The following is a 17789-nucleotide window of genomic DNA, read 5'->3' as shown; positions in this document are numbered from 1 at the left end:
GGCCACGGAGCCGGTCGGACCGTGGTCGTTACAGTGGGTTCATGAGCAGCAGCCCGCAGAGCACCAGCAGCGCGGCCGGGCCCTTCGGCCCCGGTCACACCGACGAGATGATGTCGTTCCTGGCCGCGTCACCCTCGCCGTACCACGCCGTCGCGAACACGGCCGAGAAGCTGGAGAAGGCCGGGTTCCGCGAGGTGCGGGAGGCCGACGCCTGGGACGGCGAGGCCGGCGGGCGCTATGTGATCCGCGGCGGGGCGATCATCGCCTGGTTCGTGCCCGAGGGCGCCGCGCCGCACACCCCCTTCCGGATCGTCGGCGCGCACACCGACTCGCCCAACCTCCGGGTCAAGCCCCTGCCCGACGCGGGCTCCGCGGGCTGGCGCCAGATCGCCGTCGAGCTGTACGGCGGGACCCTGCTCAACACCTGGCTGGACCGGGACCTCGGGCTCGCCGGGCGGCTGACCCTGGGCGACGGCTCCGAGCGGCTGGTCAACGTCGACCGGGCGCTGCTGCGGGTGCCGCAGCTCGCCGTCCACCTCGACCGTTCGGTCAACACCGAGGGCCTCAAACTCGACAAGCAGCGGCATATGCAGCCGGTCTGGGGCCTCGGGGAGGTCCTGGAAGGCGATCTGATCCGCTTCCTGGAGGAGGAAGCCGGGCTCCCCGACGGTTCGGTCACCGGCTGGGACCTGATGGTCCACCCCGTCGAGCCCCCCGCCTACCTGGGCCGGGACCGGGAGCTGGTGGCCGGCCCCCGGATGGACAACCTGCTCTCGGTGCACGCGGGCGCGGCCGCCCTCGCCGCCGTCTCGGCCCGCGGCGCCGGCCTGCCGTACATCCCGGTCCTCGCCGCCTTCGACCACGAGGAGAACGGCTCCCAGTCCGACACCGGCGCCGAAGGCCCGCTCCTCGGCTCCGTGCTGGAACGTTCCGTGTACGCCCGTGGCGGCGGCTACGAGGACCGGGCCCGCGCCTTCGCCGAAACGGTCTGCCTCTCCTCCGACACCGGCCACGCGGTCCACCCCAACTACCCCGAGCGCCACGACCCCACGCACCACCCCAGAGCCAACGGCGGCCCCATCCTCAAGGTCAACGTCAACCAGCGGTACGCCACCGACGGCTCCGGACGGGCCGTGTTCGCCGCGGCCTGCGAGCGGGCGGGCGTGCCGTGGCAGACCTTCGTCTCCAACAACGCGATGCCGTGCGGCACCACCATCGGCCCGATCACGGCCGCCCGGCACGGCATCCGGACCGTCGATATCGGAGTGGCGATCCTCTCCATGCACAGCGCGCGGGAGCTGTGCGGCGCGCAGGACCCGTATCTGCTGGCCAATGCGCTGGTCGCATTCCTGGAAGGCTGACGGGTCACGGGCCGCGGCGCCGACGGCGGCGCGGCCCCGCCATCCCGCCGCCCACAGCTTGACTTTACTTTCGCTTTACGATTGTCTGCGGCTCTGCCGACCACGACCCCGGGGGTTCTCTCTCCAATGCGCCGTTCCCTGCGCCACACCACCGCCGCCGCCCTTGCCGCCGGACTCGTCCTGACGCTCACCGCCTGCGCCGAGGCGGAGGACGCCGTCAAGAACAAGGTCAAGGACGAGGCCTCCAAGGCCGTCGACAACACCCTCAACAAGGAGTACGAGGTGACCTACGAGGTCACCGGCAAGGGCGTCGACTCCATCGAGTTCGCCAACGGCCAGGGCGACGCCACCAACCCGACCCTGGAGACGGTGAACAAGCCGCAGCTCCCGTGGACGAAGACGGTCACCCTGCGCGGCGTCATGGCGCCCACCGTCATCCCCACCGGTCTGGACCTCGCCGGCGCCGACTTCACCTGCAAGGTGACCCACGAGGGCAAGGTCATCGCGGAGAAGAAGAGCACCGGCAACGTGGCCGCGGGCCCCTGCATCGCAATCTCCCCGATCGCCGCGAACAAGCTCCCCTGATCCGCCCCGGAGGCCCGCGGGCGGTCACGGGGCAGTACCCCGTGACCGCCCGCGGGCCCTACCGGTCAGGCCAGGCCCGCCAGGATCAGCGGCAGCCTGGCCTCCCCGTCCGCCGTCACCCGCACCGGAACACCCCAGTCCTGCTGGTGCACATGGCACGCCGGGTACTCATTGGCCGGATCGTCGTCGCACGAAGCGGCCATCGCCGAAACGTGCAGCACCCCCTCCCCGACCTCCGGGTCGATCTCCAGCCGCCGCGACAGCTCCGTACCCGTACCCGCGCCGGAGCGCAGCAGCTCCGGCGGTGTCGCCGAGACCAGCAGCCGGGTCGACGGGCCGTACCGGGTGTCCAGCTTCTGCCCGTTGGGCGCCTCGAAGATCACATCGAGGACCACCGGCCCGCCCGCGACCGCCGTGGCCGCCCGCTGCGTCCGGTGCGCCACCGCCGCCACCCGTACCGCCTCCTCCGGCAGCCGCAACCGGGTCAGCCGGTGCGCGGCCGACTCCACCACCACGATGTCGCCGTCGGCCAGGACCGCTCCGGAGGGCTCTCGCAGCTCCGTGGCGAGCGTGGTGACCTGCCCGGTCGCCGGGTCGTAGCGCCGCAGCGCATGGTTGTAGGTGTCGCAGACGGCGACCGACCCGTCCGGGAGGGCGGTCACCCCCAGCGGATGCTGGAACAGCGCCTGCGCCGCGTCCCCGTCCCGGTGCCCGAAGTCGAAGAGCCCGGTGCCGACCGCGGTGTGCACGGAGCCGTCGCGGCCGATCCACCGCAGCGCCGAGGTCTCCGAATCCGCGATCCACAGCCGCTCCCCGTCCGCGGCGACCGCGAGCCCCGACGGCTGGGCGAACCACGCCTCGTCCGCGGGCCCGTCGACGAGGCCCTCGTTGGTGGTGCCCGCGGCCCGGCGTACCGTCCCGGCCTCCGGGTCGTACGTCCAGAGCTGGTGCGTCCCGGCCATGGCGATCCACAGCAGCCCGTCCCACCAGGCCAGATCCCACGGCGACGACAGGTCGACCGTCAGGGCGGGCCCTTCGGTGGGGGACCCCTGCCACCACTGCTTCCCGGTGCCCGCGAGGGTCTCGACCGCTCCGCTCACCGGGTCGTACGCACGGATCCGGTGGTTGACCGTATCGGCGACGGCGACCCGCCCGCCGGGCAGCAGCGCCAGCCCCTGCGGCTCGTTGAACTCGTCCTCCCCGCCGATCCGGCGGACGACCGTCTCGCCGTCGGGTGCCAGCTCCACGAGCTGGTGCCGGGTCGAGTCGGAGACCAGCAGATTCCCGGACGGCAGCAGCACCGCCTTGCCGGGGAAGCGGAGATCGGTCGCGACGGGCTCGGGCGCGACATAGGGCCCGTCACCGCGCCGCAGGGTCCCCTTGGCCGCGTGCTCCTCCTCCAGCTCGGCGACCAGCCGCTCGATGGCGTGGGCATGCCCCTCGCCCGCGTGCTGGGCGACGACGTACCCCTCGGGGTCGATCACCACGAGCGTCGGCCAGGCCCGTACCGCGTACTGCTTCCAGGTCACCAGCTCCGGATCGTCGAGCACCGGATGCGCCACCTGGTACCGCTCGACGGCGTCGACGACCGCCCGGTGGTCGGCCTCGTGCACGAACTTCGGCGAATGCACCCCGACGATCACCAGGGTGTCGCGGTGCTTCTCCTCCAGCTCGCGCAGTTCGTCGAGGACATGCAGGCAGTTAATGCAGCAGAAGGTCCAAAAGTCGAGTACGACAATCTTGCCGCGGAGGTCGGCGAGCTTCAGATCCCTGCCGCCGGTGTTGATCCAACCGCCGCCGCCGACCAGCTCGGGGGAGCGAACACGTGCACGAGTAGCCATGCCTCCATCCAACAGCATGACCGGATCCCCGCATTCCGGGGCGGGGGCGCCGGAGGAGGCCGATGGCGGACCGGATCACGGCGGACCGGGAATCGGGGGATGTCGCAGCCGCGTACGCGTCGAGGAACGCAATATCTCTTTCGGGGAGGCTGACGCTGATCTCCATACCGGCAAGGCTGCCCGATCAGCATCACCAGAGCCACCGTCTTTCGCCGTTCCGCAGAGGCTTCAGGTGGATCCAGCGGCCGGGAAGAGAACGCCCGCAACCGTGGCGAACCCTCGCCGTCCCCGTGTTCCGGCCTTGCACCCGGGCCTACGATCGTGAGACGAAAGCCCTGCCGGGCCGCGGCCCGGCGGCGTAACTTACTGTCGAGCCTCCCACTCCCACCGCAACCAGCCCGCCACCGCCACCGCCAGCCACCCGCAGAATCGTCGAGGGGTCCCGTGACCGTCCATCCCAGCCTCCAGACCTACGCCGATGCCTGGACCCACTCCCTCGACGCGATAACGGAGCTGGTGACACCACTCGTCGAAGGCGAGTGGAACCGGGCGACGCCCTGCCCCGCCTGGTCCGTCCGGGATGTGGTCTCCCATGTCATCGGGCTGGAGACCGAGTTCCTCGGCGACCCCCGGCCGATCCACACCCTGCCCCGCGATCTCTACCATGTGAAGAGCGACTTCGCGCGGTACATGGAGATGCAGGTGGACGTGCGGCGGCATCACACCGCGCCGGAGATGGTGGCCGAGCTGGAGTACGTGCTGATCCGGCGGGCCCGGCAGCTGCGGAACGAGAACCGCACGCCGGAGGCCAGGGTGCGGGCGCCGCTCGGAGCCGAGCAGACCCTTGAGGTGGCGATGCGGATGCGGGCCTTCGACTCCTGGGTGCACGAGCAGGATCTGCGCGCCGCGCTGGGGCAGCCCGGGAACCTGGACTCGCCGGGCGCGCACATCACCCGGGACGTGCTGCTGGAGGCGCTGCCGAAGGTGGTCGCCAAGGACGCGGGAGCCCCGCCCAACTCCGCCGTGGTGATCGACGTTCACGGGCCGCTGGAGTTCCTCCGCACGGTCCGGGTCGGCGCGGACGGCCGGGGCTCGGTCGACGGGTCGCCGTCGCTGGGCCCCGTGGTCACCCTCGCCACCGACTGGGAGACCTACTACCGGCTGGCGTGCGGACGGGTGCGGCCGGCCGCGGTCGCCGACCGGGTGAAGGTGGACGGGGACCAGGAGCTGGGCGCCGTCATTCTGCGGGAGTTCGCGGTCACCCCCTGAGCGCGGCGCCCTGAGCGGTCTGCCCCGGGCGACGCGCCCCGGGCCCTGCGCCCCGAGACCGCCACCCGATGCCCGCGCGTGCCCGCCGTCCGGCGGGACCCTCCCGCGCGAGCACCGGCACTCGCGTCACGACACCGTGCGATACGGCGCCGTGCCCTACAGCCGTGCGATACGGCACCCCGCGTCGCGGCCGACCGTCACGCCGCCGCGGTCCGGGATCCGTTACGCCTTCGCCGGTACGTGGACCACCTCCACCCGGCTCGCCACCAGCCGTTCCCGCTCCAGCCGGGCCGTCCGGCCGCGCAGGCGGAGGATCTGGACGACGCCCAGCGCCTCTAGGACGAAGACGCTGGAGAAGGCGGCCCGGTAGTTGCCGCCGCTGCTGTCGAGCAGCAGCCCGATCGCCAGCAGGGTGGTCATGGACGCGGTGAAACCGCCGACGTTGACGATCCCCGACGCCGTGCCCTGGCGCTCCGGGGGATTCGCCGGCCGGGCGAAGTCGAAGCCGATCATGGACGCCGGACCGCAGGCACCGAGCACCGCGCAGAGCGTGATCAGCAGCCAGAGCGGAGCCCGGCCGCCGGGGTACGCCAGCACCGCGCCCCACACCACGGCCGTGGCCAGGACCGTGCCCAGGGCCAGCGGCAGCCGCGCGGCATGGTGGCGCGCGATGATCTGCCCGTACACCAGACCCACCACCATGCTCACCAGCACCACGAGCGTCAGCAGCGCCCCGGCGGTCTCCCGCGCCAGCCCCTCCGCCTCGACCAGGAACGGCATACCCCAGAGCAGCATGAAGACCATCGCCGGGAACTGCGTGGTGAAGTGGACCCACATCCCGAGCCGGGTGCCCGGTTCACGCCAGGAGCCGGCGATCTGACGGCGGACGGAGCCCGCGCCCCGGTTCCGGACGGGCGCCGGTTCGTGCCCCTCGGGGTGGTCCTTCAGGAAGCAGAGCACCAGCACCAGCACCACGGCTCCGGCCACCGAGCTGCCGCCGAAGGCGAAGACCCAGCCCCGGTCGTCGAGCAGCCGGGCCAGGACGACCGTGGAGACCAGATTGCCGACCATCCCGAAGAGCGCGGCGATCTGGCCGATCAGCGGGCCGCGCCGGGCGGGGAACCAGCGCCCGCCCAGCCGGAGCACGCTGATGAAGGTCATCGCGTCCCCGCAGCCGAGGAGGATCCGGGCGGCGAGGGCCATCCCGTACGAGGGGGAGAGCGCGAAGCCGAGCTGGCCGAGGGTGAACAGGGCCGCCCCGATGGCCAGCACCTTCTTGGTGCCGAGCCGGTCGACCAGAACGCCCACGGGAATCTGCATCCCCGCATAGACCAGCAGCTGGAGGATGGAGAAGGTGGAGAGCGCGGAGGCGCCGACGCCGAAGCGGTCGGCCGCGTCGAGCCCCGCGACCCCCAGGGAAGTGCGGAAGACGACGGCGACGCAGTAGACGGAGACCCCGATGCCCCAGATCAGGGCGGCCCGGCGGCCGCCCGGCGGGTCACCGGGCAGGGATATCGGACCGGGGGCGCCCGCGGCGGACCGCGGGCTCATCGGACGTCGCCCCGCGCCAGACTGTTGAACCAGCCCACATGCCGGTGGATGATCGCGGCGGCCGCCTCGGGATCGCCCGCCCGCAGCGCTTCGAGGATCTCGCCGTGCTCCACCACGTTCTTGGCGATCCGGTCGGGATGGGCGTGCATCACCGCGACGCCCATCCTCAGCTGACGGTCGCGGAGCTGCTCGTACAGCTTGGAGAGGATGGCGTTGCCGCCGCTGCGGACGATCTCCAGATGGAAGTTCCGGTCGGTGACGGCGACCGCGGCCAGATCACCCTCCTCACCCTGGCGTTTCTGCTGCTCCAGCAGCTCCTCCAGCCGGGCCAGCAACTGCGGCGAGGCGGGGACCGCCTTCCGGGCGGCGTGCTCCTCGACCAGCAGCCGGGTCTCCACGACATCGGCGATCTCCTGTGCCGATACGGCGAGGACCAGCGCGCCCTTCTTGGGGTAGAGCTTGATCAGCCCTTCGACCTCCAGTTTGAGCAGCGCCTCGCGGACGGGGGTACGGGAGACGCCCACCGCGTCGGCGAGTTCGCCTTCGGTGAGCAGGGTCCCTCCCGCGTAACGGCGGTCGAGTACGGCCTGCTTGATATGGACGTAGACGCGTTCGGCGGCGGGGGTGACGGGGGCGGAGGCAGGCATGCGCACAGCTTAGATACAACACAGGTGCATGCCCAGAGGGCGTCCGGCAGGCGGACCCGGCCCCCGCACACGGCTACCCGGTCCGCGCGGGGCATTGTGACGCAGAACACCCCGCCCCCGAAAATTTTTCCGCAGAAACGACACGGCACCGTGCATCCATTCGGCACGTCCGAACGTCTACCCCAGCGACCCCTTGCGGCTCACAGCCGCCCGGGTCCCCCATTCTTTTCTTTCCCTATGCATTACGGCAATTGACGCATTCGTCCCATTCGGAGCGTTTCTTTTGATACTCAGCAGCGTGCGCGTCCGTCGCGCCGCCACCGTTGTCCTCTCCAGCGGCCTTCTGATCGCCGCTTCCCCCTTCGCCGCGACCTCCGCGCAGGCCGCCCCGGCGGTGCCGACCGTCAGCGCCAAGAGCGCCTTCATGCTGGACTACGCCAGCGGTAAGCCGGTCTACAAAAAGGGCGCGGACACCCGTCGCCAGATGGCGAGCACGACGAAGATCGTCACCGCGGCCACGGTCCTGACCTCGCCGAACCTCAATCTCAACCGCAAGATCACCATCCAGAAGACGTACACCGACTACGTCGTCAAGAAGGGCGGCAGCTCCGCCCAGCTCAAGGTCGGCGATGTGCTGACGGTCCGGCAGCTGCTGTCGGCCCTGATGCTGCCGTCCGGCTGCGACGCCGCCTACGCCCTCGCGGACGCCTTCGGCACCGGAAGCAACACCGCCGCCCGGACGAAGTCGTTCATCGGCAGCATGAACCGCAAGGCCGCCGCACTCGGCCTGAAGAACACCAAGTACGACTCCTTCGACGGCATCTCGCAGACCGGCCAGAACTACACCAGCGCCAACGACATGGCGCTGATGACCCGCCACGCCTTCACCAACCCGGTCTTCCGCGAGGTCGTCAAGGCGACGAAGTACGTGGCCGTGGCCACCGCGTCGAACGGCAAGAAGCGCACGTACACCTGGTACAACACCAACAAGCTGCTCGGCTCCTACTCGGGCGCGGTCGGTGTGAAGACCGGTACGGGCACGGCCGCCGGCCCCTGCCTGGTGTTCGCCGCCACCCGTAACGGCAAGACGTACATCGGTGTCGCCCTGAACGGCACGGACCGCTTCACGGACGCCGCGAAGCTCCTGGACTACGGCTTCAAGTCGACCACCGCGAAGACGATGCAGCTCCGCAGCCTCCCGGCGGGCGCCCAGCAGGACTGATGCCTGCCGGCCGCTGATACACCGGCCGCTGATACACCACAGCCCGGGGCCCGTGACCATGTGCCTGGTCACGGGCCCCGGGCTGTTGAGCGGGGTGTCCGGACGATCGGACCCGGGTGATCGGAGCCGGGCGCCCCGCACTCGGCACTCACGCCCCGGCGCCTCTGACCCGGGTGATCGGACCCGGATGATCAGACCCAGGTGATCAGACCCAGGTGATCAGCTTCTTCGGCTGCTCCAGGATCGCGGCGATGTCCGCCAGGAAGCGGGAGCCCAGTTCACCGTCGATCAGCCGGTGGTCGAACGAGAGCCCCAGCGTGGTGACCTGACGCGGCTTCACCTTCCCCTTGTGGACCCAGGGCAGGAGCTTGATGGCACCGACCGCGAGGATCGCGGACTCGCCCGGGTTCAGGATCGGGGTCCCGCTGTCGATGCCGAAGACACCGACATTGGTGATGGTGATCGTGCCGCCCTGCATCGCGGCGGGCGTGGTCTTCCCCTCCCGGGCCACCGAGACCAGTTCGCCGAGCGCGGCGGCCAGTTCGGGCAGGGTCTTGTCCTGGGCGTCCTTGATGTTCGGCACGATCAGACCGCGCGGGGTGGCCGCGGCGATGCCCAGATTGACGTAGTGCTTCTGGACGATCTCCTGGTCGGCCTCGTCCCAGGAGGCGTTGATCCCGGGGTTGCGACGGACGGCGACCAGCAGCGCGCGGGCGATCAGCAGCAGCGGGTTGACCCGCACCCCGGCCAGGTCCGGATCCGTCTTCAACTCCTCGACCAGCTTCATCGTGCGGCTGATGTCGAAGGTGACGAACTCGGTGACGTGCGGCGCGGTGAAGGCGCTGCCGACCATGGCCGCCGCGGTCGCCTTCCGTACTCCCTTGACCGGGATACGGGTCTCCCGGGCACCGGGCTGCGCGGGGGCCACCGGAGGCAGGACCTCGCCGGCGGGCTCCGGTCCGGCGGGGGCCGGGGCGGTCTCCGGGGCCGGGGGAGCGACGACCGCGCGTACGTCGTCGCGGGTGATGACGCCGTCCGGGCCGGTGGGCACAACCTGCGCCAGATCGACACCGAGGTCCTTGGCCAGTTTCCGTACCGGCGGCTTGGCCAGCGGACGGGAGCCGAGCGCGCCCGGGGGGATATCGGCGAGGGCCCGGCTGCCGTTCAGCCCGCCGCCGGCCGCACCGGTCCCGCTGCCGTTCAGTTCGCCCTGGAGCGCGGCGGCGGCCTGCTGGACCGGGACCTGAGCGGCGGGAGCAGTAGTTCTACGGGGCCTGCGCCGAGTGGACGTCTCGGCGACGCCGTAGCCGACGAGCACCGGCGTACGCCCCTTGGGCGCGGCCTCGGCGGGCTCCTCCTGCGCGGCGGCCGGAGGGGCCGGTGCGGCGGGGGCCTCCCCCGAGGCGGCCCCGCCCGCGGTCTCCCCGGACGCCGTGCCCGGGGCCACATCCACGGAGATGATCACCTGGCCGACGTCGACCGTGGTGCCCTCCGGGAAGCGCAGCTCGTGCACCACGCCGTCGTACGGGATGGGCAGCTCGACCGCCGCCTTCGCCGTCTCGACCTCGCAGACGACCTGCCCGTCGGTGACGGTGTCACCGGGCTGTACGTACCACTTGAGGATTTCCGCCTCGGTGAGTCCCTCGCCCACATCGGGCATCTTGAACTCACGGAAGCGCGAAGCGTTCTCCGTCATGATCTCGGCACTCCCTCGTTCCTCAGTACGCCAGCGCGCGGTCGACGGCGTCGAGCACCCGGTCCAGACCCGGCAGGTACTCCTCCTCCAGCCGCGCCGGCGGGTAGGGGGCGTGGAAGCCGCCGACCCTCAGCACCGGCGCCTCCAGATGGTAGAAGCACCGCTCCGTGATGCGGGCGGCGATCTCCGCGCCCGAACCGTAGAACACCGGTGCCTCGTGCACCACCACCAGCCTGCCGGTCTTCTCGACCGACCGCTGGATCGTGTCGAAGTCGAGCGGCGAGACCGAGCGCAGGTCGAGCACCTCGACCGAGACACCGTCCTCGGCGGCGGCCGCGGCGGCCTCCGTACAGACCTTCACCATCGGCCCGTACGCCGCCAGGGTGATCCGGTCGCCCTCGCGCACCACCCGGGCAGTGTGCAGCGGTCCGGGGATCGCCTCGGTGTCCAGCTCGCCCTTGTCCCAGTAGCGCCGTTTGGGCTCGAAGAAGATGACGGGGTCGTCGCTCTGGATGGCCTGCTGGAGCATCCAGTAGGCGTCGGAGGCGTTCGACGGCGAGACGATCTTCAATCCGGCGACATGGGCGAACAGCGCTTCCGGCGACTCGCTGTGGTGTTCCACCGCGCCGATCCCGCCGCCGTACGGAATCCGCACGACGACCGGCAGCTTGACCGCGCCCAGCGCACGGGCGTGCATCTTCGCCAGCTGGGTGACGATCTGGTCGTACGCGGGGAAGACGAAGCCGTCGAACTGGATCTCGGCGACCGGGCGGTAGCCGCGCAGGGCGAGCCCGATGGCGGTGCCGATGATGCCGGACTCGGCCAGCGGGGTGTCGATCACCCGGTCCTCGCCGAAGTCCTTCTGGAGTCCGTCGGTGATCCGGAAGACGCCGCCGAGTTTGCCGACGTCCTCACCCATGATCAGAACCTTGGGGTCGGTCTCCAGCGCCGTGCGCAGCGATTCGTTGAGCGCCTTGGCGAGGGGAAGTTTCTGTACGGCCACGGTCAGTGCCCCTCTCCGTGTGCGTCGGTGCCGGTCGCGTGGCCGGGGGCGTCCGCGAAGGACGCCTGGTACGCGGCGAACCGGGCGCGCTCCTCATCGACGAGCGCATGCCCGTCCGCGTAGACATTGTCGAACATCGCCATCGGGTCGGGGTCGGGCATCGACCGCACGGCCTCCCGCACCCGCTTGGCGAGGACGTCGCTCTCCTCCTCCAGGGCGGCGAAGAAGGCCTCGTCCGCGTGGCCCTCCCGCTCCAGATGGCGGCGGAGCCGCAGGATCGGGTCCTTGGCCTCCCAGGCGGCGCGCTCGTCGTCGGCGCGGTACTTGGTGGGGTCGTCGGAGGTGGTGTGCGCGCCCATGCGGTAGGTGAAGGCCTCGACCAGGGTGGGTCCTTCGCCGCGGCGGGCCCGCTCCAGCGCCCAGCGGGTGACGGCGAGACAGGCGAGGACGTCGTTGCCGTCGACGCGGACGCCGGGGAAGCCGTAGCCCTGGGCGCGCTGGTAGAGCGGTACCCGGGTCTGGCGTTCGGTGGGCTCCGAGATCGCCCACTGGTTGTTCTGGCAGAAGAAGACGACGGGCGCGTTGTAGACCGCGGAGAAGGTGAAGGACTCGGCCACATCGCCCTGGCTGGAGGCGCCGTCGCCGAAGTAGGCGATCACGGCGGAATCGGCGCCGTCCTTGGTGATGCCCATCGCATAGCCGGTGGCGTGCAGCGTCTGCGAACCGATGACGATGGTGTAGAGGTGGAAGTTGTTGCTCCTGGGGTCCCAGCCGCCGTTGTTGACGCCGCGGAACATGCCCAGCAGATTGGTCGGGTCGACGCCGCGGCACCAGGCGACGCCGTGCTCGCGGTAGGTCGGGAAGACGTAGTCGTCGTCGCGCAGGGCCCGGCCGGAGCCGATCTGCGCGGCCTCCTGGCCCAGCAGGGACGCCCACAGGCCGAGTTCGCCCTGGCGCTGGAGGGCGGTGGCCTCGGCGTCGAAACGGCGGGTCAGGACCATGTCCCGGTAGTAGCCGCGCAGCTCTTCGGGGGTCGGGTCGAAATCGAAATCGGGGTGCGGGACGCGCTCCCCTTCGGGGTTCAGCAACTGAACGAGCTGCGGCTCGGAAGGCCCCGGCCGGGCCGGCTGTGCCTTCTTCGCGGCGCTCACGCGCTTGGTGCCGCCGGTCCTCCGCGGTTTCCGGGCGGCACTGCTCTCCACGGTCACGTGCGTGCTCCTCCGTCTGTCCGGTCCCCCGGGTTCGCCGGGAGGCTGGGGTCGCCCCGGGCCTCAGGAGGCCGGGGAGGCTCGTCTGCTCCCGCTCCCCGCACGGGGTGGGTGCGGTGCCGGGAACAGACGTGACAGGTGCCCCGGCGAGCGCCCTGTCCTCAGCACGTTACCCAGTGTCCCTCATTCCTGCGAAACCCCATTTGACCTGCATTTTTGCTTGGATTTCCAAGTAAATCGCGAAATGGGGCGGCACCGGGGGAACAATCACTGGTCAGGGCCTTGGACGCGGCCATGGGTGGCGGCCTGGTGAACCGCCGGGAACAACCGCACGGTATCCCGGCCACCCGGGGCACGGGAAGAGTCGATGTGTGAGACTGCAAGCGTGCGCGAAGAAGGAAAAATCACCGTATTCCTACTCGATGATCATGAAGTCGTCCGCCGGGGCGTCCATGAACTGCTCTCGGTCGAGGACGACATCGTCGTCGTCGGCGAGGCCGGAACGGCCGAGGACGCCCTCGCCCGGATTCCGGCGACCCGGCCCGATGTCGCCGTACTGGACGTCCGGCTTCCGGACGGCAGCGGGGTGGAGGTCTGCCGGGAGATCCGTTCCCAGGACGAGTCCATCAAATGCCTGATGCTGACGTCTTTCGCGGACGACGAGGCGCTTTTCGACGCCATCATGGCGGGCGCTTCGGGATACGTGCTCAAGGCGATCCGCGGCAATGAGCTGCTGTCGGCGGTCCGTGACGTGGCGGCGGGCCGCTCCCTGCTGGATCCGGTCGCCACCGCGCGGGTCCTCGCCCGGCTGCGGGACGGCGGCCCCAAACGGGACGACAAGATCGCCTCGCTGACCGAGCAGGAGCGGCGGATCCTCGACCTGATCGGGGAGGGCATGACCAACCGCGCGATCGGCGAGCGGCTGCACCTGGCCGAGAAGACCATCAAGAACTATGTGTCGAGCCTGCTCAGCAAGCTGGGGATGGAACGGCGCTCGCAGGCGGCGGCGTACGTGGCCCGGCTCCAGGCGGAGGGCCGGTCCTCGTCCCCGTCCGGGACGTACTAAACCCCGGCTCGGGCGGGGGTGCCGTCATCGGGCGGCCCCGGGCCCCGGGCCCGTCCGCCGGACCTGCCGGACCGGCGGAAAACGCCGGAGTCCGGCTGCCCGGGGGCGGCCCGCGGGACGTACAGGGGGTACGGGCTGCGGAGGTACGAGGGCCTGACCGCTCCCGGCAACGAGGGCGGGCGTCCGGTTTCGGGCAGGGCGGCGGCCTTAGGGGTGGTCCGGGCTCAGGAGCCGAGCCGAGCCGCGCGGCAGGCGAACCGTCAGGCGTACACGCCATAACAGGGGGTATCACTCTTCGTGACGCATTCACCCGAGCTTTCCGGCCCACCCGGCACCGCCCGGGCGGGACTAACGTCCCCGTCGAGCAGGGGCGGCGGCCCCTTCCGCGCACCGTTCCCGGGGCCGAGAGTGGAGGTCATGCCCACCGAGTCCCCCGCTTCCGCCGGCCGCCCCGGTACCCCGGACCTGCCCGGGACCTCCGGCCTCTCCGGGACTCCGTGCGGACCCGGGGCTTCCGGCCCCTCCGGCCCCTCCGGCGCCTTCGGCACGGGGCACCCCTTGGCCATGGGAGAGCCCCTGGCCACGGGAGACCCTTTCGGTACGGGAGACCCTTTCGGTACGGCGGACACCCGCACCGAGACCGGCACCGAGACCGGCACCGGCTCCGAGACCGATGCGGACACCGCCCGCGCCATCGACCTGCTCGGCCGGGTCTCCTTCGGCCGGCTGGCGACCAGCATGCGGGCCATGCCCTTCGTCGCCCCCGCCCGGCATATCGTCAGCGACGGCGGAGTCGTCCTCCGCATCCACCGCGGCTTCGGCTACCACCGCGCCTGCAACGGCAGCGTCGTCGCCTACGGCGCGGATTCCTTCGACCGCGGGGGCCGTTGCGTCTGGTCCGTCCAGTTCATCGGGACCGCCCGGATCGTCTGCCCGACCGACGAGGAGCTGCTGCTCTTCGGCGCCGCACCCGAGCGGGCGGACGGCGAACCCTTCGAGCCCGTATTCATGCGCGTCGAACCTCAGTTCGTCACGCTGCATACGCTGGAGTATCGCGAAGAGCAGCCCAACGGACACGCTGCGTGATCTAGCATCTGGCGAGTGCCGCGCTCATATGACACCGCCGTCCCTCCCGTCGGCGCTCTGCTGCGCCGCTACGACAACCCCGGCGAACCGCTGTCCTGCGAGCCGGTCTCCCAGGGCCTGCTCAACCGGGGCTACCGGCTCGCCACCACCCGGGGCGCGTACTTCCTCAAGCACCATCTGGACGACGACCCCGAGATCATCATCCGCCAGCACCGGGCGACCCAGCGGCTGGAACCCCTCGGGGTGCCCGTCGCCCCGCCCGTGGCGGACGCCCGCGGCGATACGGTCGCGGTCATCGGCGGCCACTGCTACGCCCTGCATCCCTGGGTGAACGGCCGCCACCGCGACGGCGCCCATCTCTCCACCGTCGAGTGCCGCCGGCTGGGCGCCCTGCTCGGACTGGTCCACACCCGCCTCGAAGAGGTGATGAACCATCCGCCGGGCCGGTCCGCCCGGAGCGGTCGTCAACTGCCCGCGCAGGAGCCCGAAGAGGAGGCGGGCGGCCGGGACGCGTACAAAAGCGCCGATCCGCAGGAGACGTTCTCCCTCATCGACGAACTGCTCTCGCTGATCCGGTCCGCGGGCGGGCCGCGCGACTCCTTCGACGTCCTCGCCGAGCACCGCCTCGTCGAACGCCGCACCCTGCTGGAGCTGCACGCCGATCTGCGGCCGCCGCCCGCGCCCGCCGGGGGCTGGGTGCACGGCGACTTCCACCCCCTCAACCTCCTCTACCGGGACGCCGAACCGGCCGCGATCGTCGACTGGGACCGGCTGGGCGTCCAGCCGCGGGCCGAGGAAGCGGTCCGAGCGGCCGCCATCTTCTTCGTACGGCCCGAAGGCGCACTGGAGCTGACGAAGGTGCGGGCGTACGCCAGGGCGTACCGGCGGGCCGTCGGAGCGGACACCTCCGAACTCGCCGCGGCCGTCCACCGCGTGTGGTGGGAACGGCTCAACGACTTCTGGATACTGCGCTGGCGCTACCAGCGCCACGACCGGAGGGCCGACCCGCAGTTCGCCGCGGTGTCGGCCCTGGCGGTGTGGTGGACAAGGGAGTACGAGGCGGTACGGGAGGCCTTCGCCAACTGACGGGCCGCCCCGGCACGCTCACCCGGCACCTTGCACGCGGGACGCGGCACCCTGCATCCGGCACGCCTCATATCCCGCGCCTCCGCCCCGGCGGGGAGTTCGGCAGGCGGCCGGGCAGCGGGCCCGGAACTCCCCCATCCCCTAAGTCCTGTCCGGGCGATCTTCGAGGATCAGCCCGCGGCTCCCCCAGCCCTGCGGCTGGGTGGTGCCCCCGGATGCGGTGCATCGCAAGGCGGAGGTCCACGGCTCGTACGCATGGGGGCACCCCCGCGCCCGGAGGGCTGCGGGGGAGTACTCGCGTGGTCCGACAACGCAGCGTGGGGGTACCACCCGGGCCGCCAGGCCCCGGGGGAGTGCCGTAGCCGTCGTCGCGGGCCCGACAAGATCGCCCGGACAGGGCCTGACTGCCTTGCGCCCGGCGTCCGCAGCCGGGTGCCCCCGCCCGGCCGGGGGTCAGCCGCTGGTCGTCCCCTGCGCCGAGCCCTCGGCCTCGCCGCCACCGCCCGCGGGATTGGTCCCCGAGCCACCTGCGGGATTGGTCCCGGAACCGCCCGCGGGATTGCTGCCCGAGCCTCCCCCGGGGACACCGCCGTTCTCACCGCCACCCGGCTGCCCGGGCTGAGGTCCCTCCGAGCCCGGGTTCTCCGACTGGGTCGGCGGCTCCTCGCTGGTGTCGTCCGACGGCTTGGTGTCGTCCGACGGCTTCGTCGACTGCGAGGGCTGCCACGACTTGCTGTTCTTGGGCCACTTCGGCCGCTCGGACCAGCGCGGGGACTCGTTCTCGACCTCCTTCTCGGAGGGCTTGGACTCCGTACTCGGCGACGGCGACGCCGGCACCGACGGCGAGTCGGACACCTTGGTGTCGTCGCTGGGGGTCTCCTTGCCGGAGTCCGCGGCCCGCAGCGCCATCGCCACGCCCATCACTACGGCGATCACCGCGAGCGCGGCGAACAGCACCATCCTGCCGCGGCGGCGGCGGCCGCCGGGCTGCTGCCCGTATCCGGAGAAACCGCCGTCGTCCGGATTGACCGGCGGCAGGATCGGACCCGCCGAGGTCTCGCCCTGCACCGCGGGGTGGACCGCTGTGGGACCGCCCGGCGCACCCATGACCCGGGTGGCGCCGCCGTAGGTGTCGACCGGTCCGGTGTTCCAGCCGCCGGTGTGCCCGCCCTGCTGCTGGAGCATCTGGAGCGCGTACTGCACCAGTCCGCGCATCTCCTCCGAGCTCTGGAACCGGTCGTCCGGGTCCTTCGCCAGCGACCGCATCACCAGGCCGTCCAGCTCCGGCGGGACCGAGTCCAGCACCTCGGACGGCGGTACGGGCACATCCTGGACATGCTGGTAGACCACGGAGAGCGGGGTCTCGCCGGTGAACGGGGGCCGCAGCGCCAGCAGTTCGTAGAGCAGACAGCCCGTCGCGTACAGATCGGAGCGGTGGTCGACGGCCTTGCCCAGCGCCTGCTCCGGCGAGAGGTACTGCGGGGTGCCCATGACCATGCCGGTCTGCGTCATCGTCGTGGACGCGCCGTGCAGGGCGCGGGCGATACCGAAGTCCATCACCTTGACCGCGCCGGAGTTGGTGATGATGACGTTGGCCGGCTTGATGTCCCGGTGCACGATGCCGTGCTGATGCGAGTACGCCAGGGCCTCCAGCACCCCGGAGACGATGATCAGCGCCTGCTCCACCGGGGGCGCCTCGGCGTTGATCAGCAGATCGCGGATCGTCCGCCCTTCGACCTTCTCCATGACGATATAGGGGACGGACTGGCCCCCGACGGCGTCCTCCCCGGAGTCGTACACCGCGACGATCGCATGGTGGTTCAGCCCGGCGACGGACTGTGCCTCACGGGTGAAACGGGCCTTGGAGACCGGGTCCTCCGCGAGATCGGCACGGAGCAGCTTCACCGCGACCTCACGGCCCAGCCGGACGTCCTCGGCCGCATACACCTCGGCCATACCGCCGCGGCCCAGGCGGTGCGTCATCCGATAGCGACCGCCGCCGACGAGACCGCCGGGCCCCCAGTGGTCCCCGGATCCCGGCACGCCGCCGACGCCTGCTTCGGGTTCGGGTGCCATCAGTCCTCGCCGTCGTCTCTTCGGTGTCTGTTCGGTGGAGCCGTCGTGTTCTGTTGCCGGGGTGGGGTCCCGGGGCGGCGTGCGCCGAATGC

Annotated in this window: 14 protein-coding genes; 7 read left to right on the top strand and 7 right to left on the bottom strand. The window is 71.3% G+C overall.

Annotated elements, in window-relative coordinates:
- Positions 1 to 41 precede the first annotated feature (41 nt).
- The gene (locus ACIQ9E_RS08745) at positions 42 to 1361 is read left to right on the top strand and encodes a M18 family aminopeptidase (protein ID WP_403704139.1); all 1320 of its coding nucleotides are present in this window, start codon (positions 42 to 44) and stop codon (positions 1359 to 1361) included.
- A 126-nt stretch (positions 1362 to 1487) separates the two neighbouring features.
- Entirely contained in the window at positions 1488 to 1946 is a 459-nt protein-coding gene (locus tag ACIQ9E_RS08740) for an MmpS family transport accessory protein (RefSeq protein WP_403704137.1), read from the top strand.
- Between the two features lie 65 nt (positions 1947 to 2011).
- On the opposite strand, the gene ACIQ9E_RS08735 is transcribed toward ACIQ9E_RS08740, so the two are convergent.
- The gene (locus ACIQ9E_RS08735) at positions 2012 to 3787 is read right to left on the bottom strand and encodes an NHL domain-containing thioredoxin family protein (protein ID WP_403704134.1); all 1776 of its coding nucleotides are present in this window, start codon (positions 3785 to 3787) and stop codon (positions 2012 to 2014) included.
- 444 nt (positions 3788 to 4231) lie between these two features.
- Between ACIQ9E_RS08735 and ACIQ9E_RS08730 the strand changes: the two genes are divergently transcribed.
- The gene (locus ACIQ9E_RS08730) at positions 4232 to 5056 is read left to right on the top strand and encodes a maleylpyruvate isomerase family mycothiol-dependent enzyme (protein ID WP_403704131.1); all 825 of its coding nucleotides are present in this window, start codon (positions 4232 to 4234) and stop codon (positions 5054 to 5056) included.
- Between the two features lie 222 nt (positions 5057 to 5278).
- Here ACIQ9E_RS08730 and ACIQ9E_RS08725 read toward each other — a convergent pair whose 3' ends face one another.
- Together ACIQ9E_RS08725 and ACIQ9E_RS08720 are read right to left on the bottom strand one after the other, a co-directional pair.
- Positions 5279 to 6607, bottom strand: coding sequence for a nitrate/nitrite transporter (locus tag ACIQ9E_RS08725; protein ID WP_403704128.1), 1329 nt, complete (start codon positions 6605 to 6607; stop codon positions 5279 to 5281).
- Entirely contained in the window at positions 6604 to 7254 is a 651-nt protein-coding gene (locus ACIQ9E_RS08720; protein WP_403704125.1) for a GntR family transcriptional regulator, read from the bottom strand. Before ACIQ9E_RS08720 ends, ACIQ9E_RS08725 begins: the two co-directional genes overlap by 4 nt.
- 298 nt (positions 7255 to 7552) lie before the next feature.
- Here ACIQ9E_RS08720 and ACIQ9E_RS08715 point away from each other — a divergent pair, with 298 nt between their 5' ends.
- Positions 7553 to 8476, top strand: a complete 924-nt coding sequence (locus tag ACIQ9E_RS08715; RefSeq protein ID WP_403704123.1) for a D-alanyl-D-alanine carboxypeptidase family protein — start codon at positions 7553 to 7555, stop codon at positions 8474 to 8476.
- Between the two features lie 205 nt (positions 8477 to 8681).
- Here the strand turns inward: ACIQ9E_RS08715 and ACIQ9E_RS08710 are convergent, their stop codons facing one another.
- The 3 genes from ACIQ9E_RS08710 to pdhA are packed head-to-tail and all read right to left on the bottom strand — an operon-like array spanning position 8682 to position 12383.
- Positions 8682 to 10172: a dihydrolipoamide acetyltransferase family protein gene (locus tag ACIQ9E_RS08710; protein WP_403704120.1), complete on the bottom strand. Its 1491-nt coding sequence runs from the start codon at positions 10170 to 10172 to the stop codon at positions 8682 to 8684.
- Between the two features lie 22 nt (positions 10173 to 10194).
- Positions 10195 to 11175 carry an alpha-ketoacid dehydrogenase subunit beta gene (locus ACIQ9E_RS08705; RefSeq protein ID WP_403704117.1) on the bottom strand — a complete coding sequence of 327 codons (981 nt, stop codon included), beginning with the start codon at positions 11173 to 11175 and terminating at the stop codon, positions 10195 to 10197.
- A 2-nt stretch (positions 11176 to 11177) separates the two neighbouring features.
- Positions 11178 to 12383, bottom strand: coding sequence for a pyruvate dehydrogenase (acetyl-transferring) E1 component subunit alpha (gene pdhA / locus ACIQ9E_RS08700; protein WP_403704115.1), 1206 nt, complete (start codon positions 12381 to 12383; stop codon positions 11178 to 11180).
- A gap of 385 nt (positions 12384 to 12768) precedes the next feature.
- Between pdhA and ACIQ9E_RS08695 the strand changes: the two genes are divergently transcribed.
- The 3 genes from ACIQ9E_RS08695 to ACIQ9E_RS08685 all read left to right on the top strand — a co-directional run bounded on the left by ACIQ9E_RS08695 (position 12769) and on the right by ACIQ9E_RS08685 (position 15621).
- Entirely contained in the window at positions 12769 to 13449 is a 681-nt protein-coding gene (locus ACIQ9E_RS08695; RefSeq protein WP_006347979.1) for a response regulator transcription factor, read from the top strand.
- A 564-nt stretch (positions 13450 to 14013) separates the two neighbouring features.
- A complete protein-coding gene (locus ACIQ9E_RS08690; RefSeq protein WP_403704112.1) occupies positions 14014 to 14535 on the top strand; it encodes a pyridoxamine 5'-phosphate oxidase family protein in 522 nt (173 codons plus the stop codon).
- A gap of 15 nt (positions 14536 to 14550) precedes the next feature.
- On the top strand, positions 14551 to 15621 hold the full coding sequence (locus ACIQ9E_RS08685; protein WP_403704109.1) for a phosphotransferase: 1071 nt from the start codon (positions 14551 to 14553) through the stop codon (positions 15619 to 15621).
- A gap of 453 nt (positions 15622 to 16074) precedes the next feature.
- Here ACIQ9E_RS08685 and ACIQ9E_RS08680 read toward each other — a convergent pair whose 3' ends face one another.
- Entirely contained in the window at positions 16075 to 17697 is a 1623-nt protein-coding gene (locus ACIQ9E_RS08680; protein ID WP_403704106.1) for a protein kinase, read from the bottom strand.
- Positions 17698 to 17789 lie beyond the last annotated feature (92 nt).

Source organism: Streptomyces sp. NPDC094448 (assembly GCF_044763775.1).
Lineage (GTDB): Bacteria > Actinomycetota > Actinomycetes > Streptomycetales > Streptomycetaceae > Streptomyces.
The sequence above is the reverse complement of the archived record's forward strand: the minus strand, read 5'-3'. Positions and strand labels throughout refer to the sequence as shown.

Coding starts and splice junctions, on each gene's coding strand:
- ACIQ9E_RS08725 (WP_403704128.1), bottom strand. CDS start 6,607: ATGAGCCCGCGGTCCGCCGCGGGCGCCCCCGGTCCGATATCCCTGCCC.
- ACIQ9E_RS08720 (WP_403704125.1), bottom strand. CDS start 7,254: ATGCCTGCCTCCGCCCCCGTCACCCCCGCCGCCGAACGCGTCTACGTC.
- ACIQ9E_RS08690 (WP_403704112.1), top strand. CDS start 14,014: ATGGGAGAGCCCCTGGCCACGGGAGACCCTTTCGGTACGGGAGACCCT.
- ACIQ9E_RS08745 (WP_403704139.1), top strand. CDS start 42: ATGAGCAGCAGCCCGCAGAGCACCAGCAGCGCGGCCGGGCCCTTCGGC.
- ACIQ9E_RS08710 (WP_403704120.1), bottom strand. CDS start 10,172: ATGACGGAGAACGCTTCGCGCTTCCGTGAGTTCAAGATGCCCGATGTG.
- ACIQ9E_RS08680 (WP_403704106.1), bottom strand. CDS start 17,697: ATGGCACCCGAACCCGAAGCAGGCGTCGGCGGCGTGCCGGGATCCGGG.
- ACIQ9E_RS08740 (WP_403704137.1), top strand. CDS start 1,488: ATGCGCCGTTCCCTGCGCCACACCACCGCCGCCGCCCTTGCCGCCGGA.
- ACIQ9E_RS08735 (WP_403704134.1), bottom strand. CDS start 3,787: ATGGCTACTCGTGCACGTGTTCGCTCCCCCGAGCTGGTCGGCGGCGGC.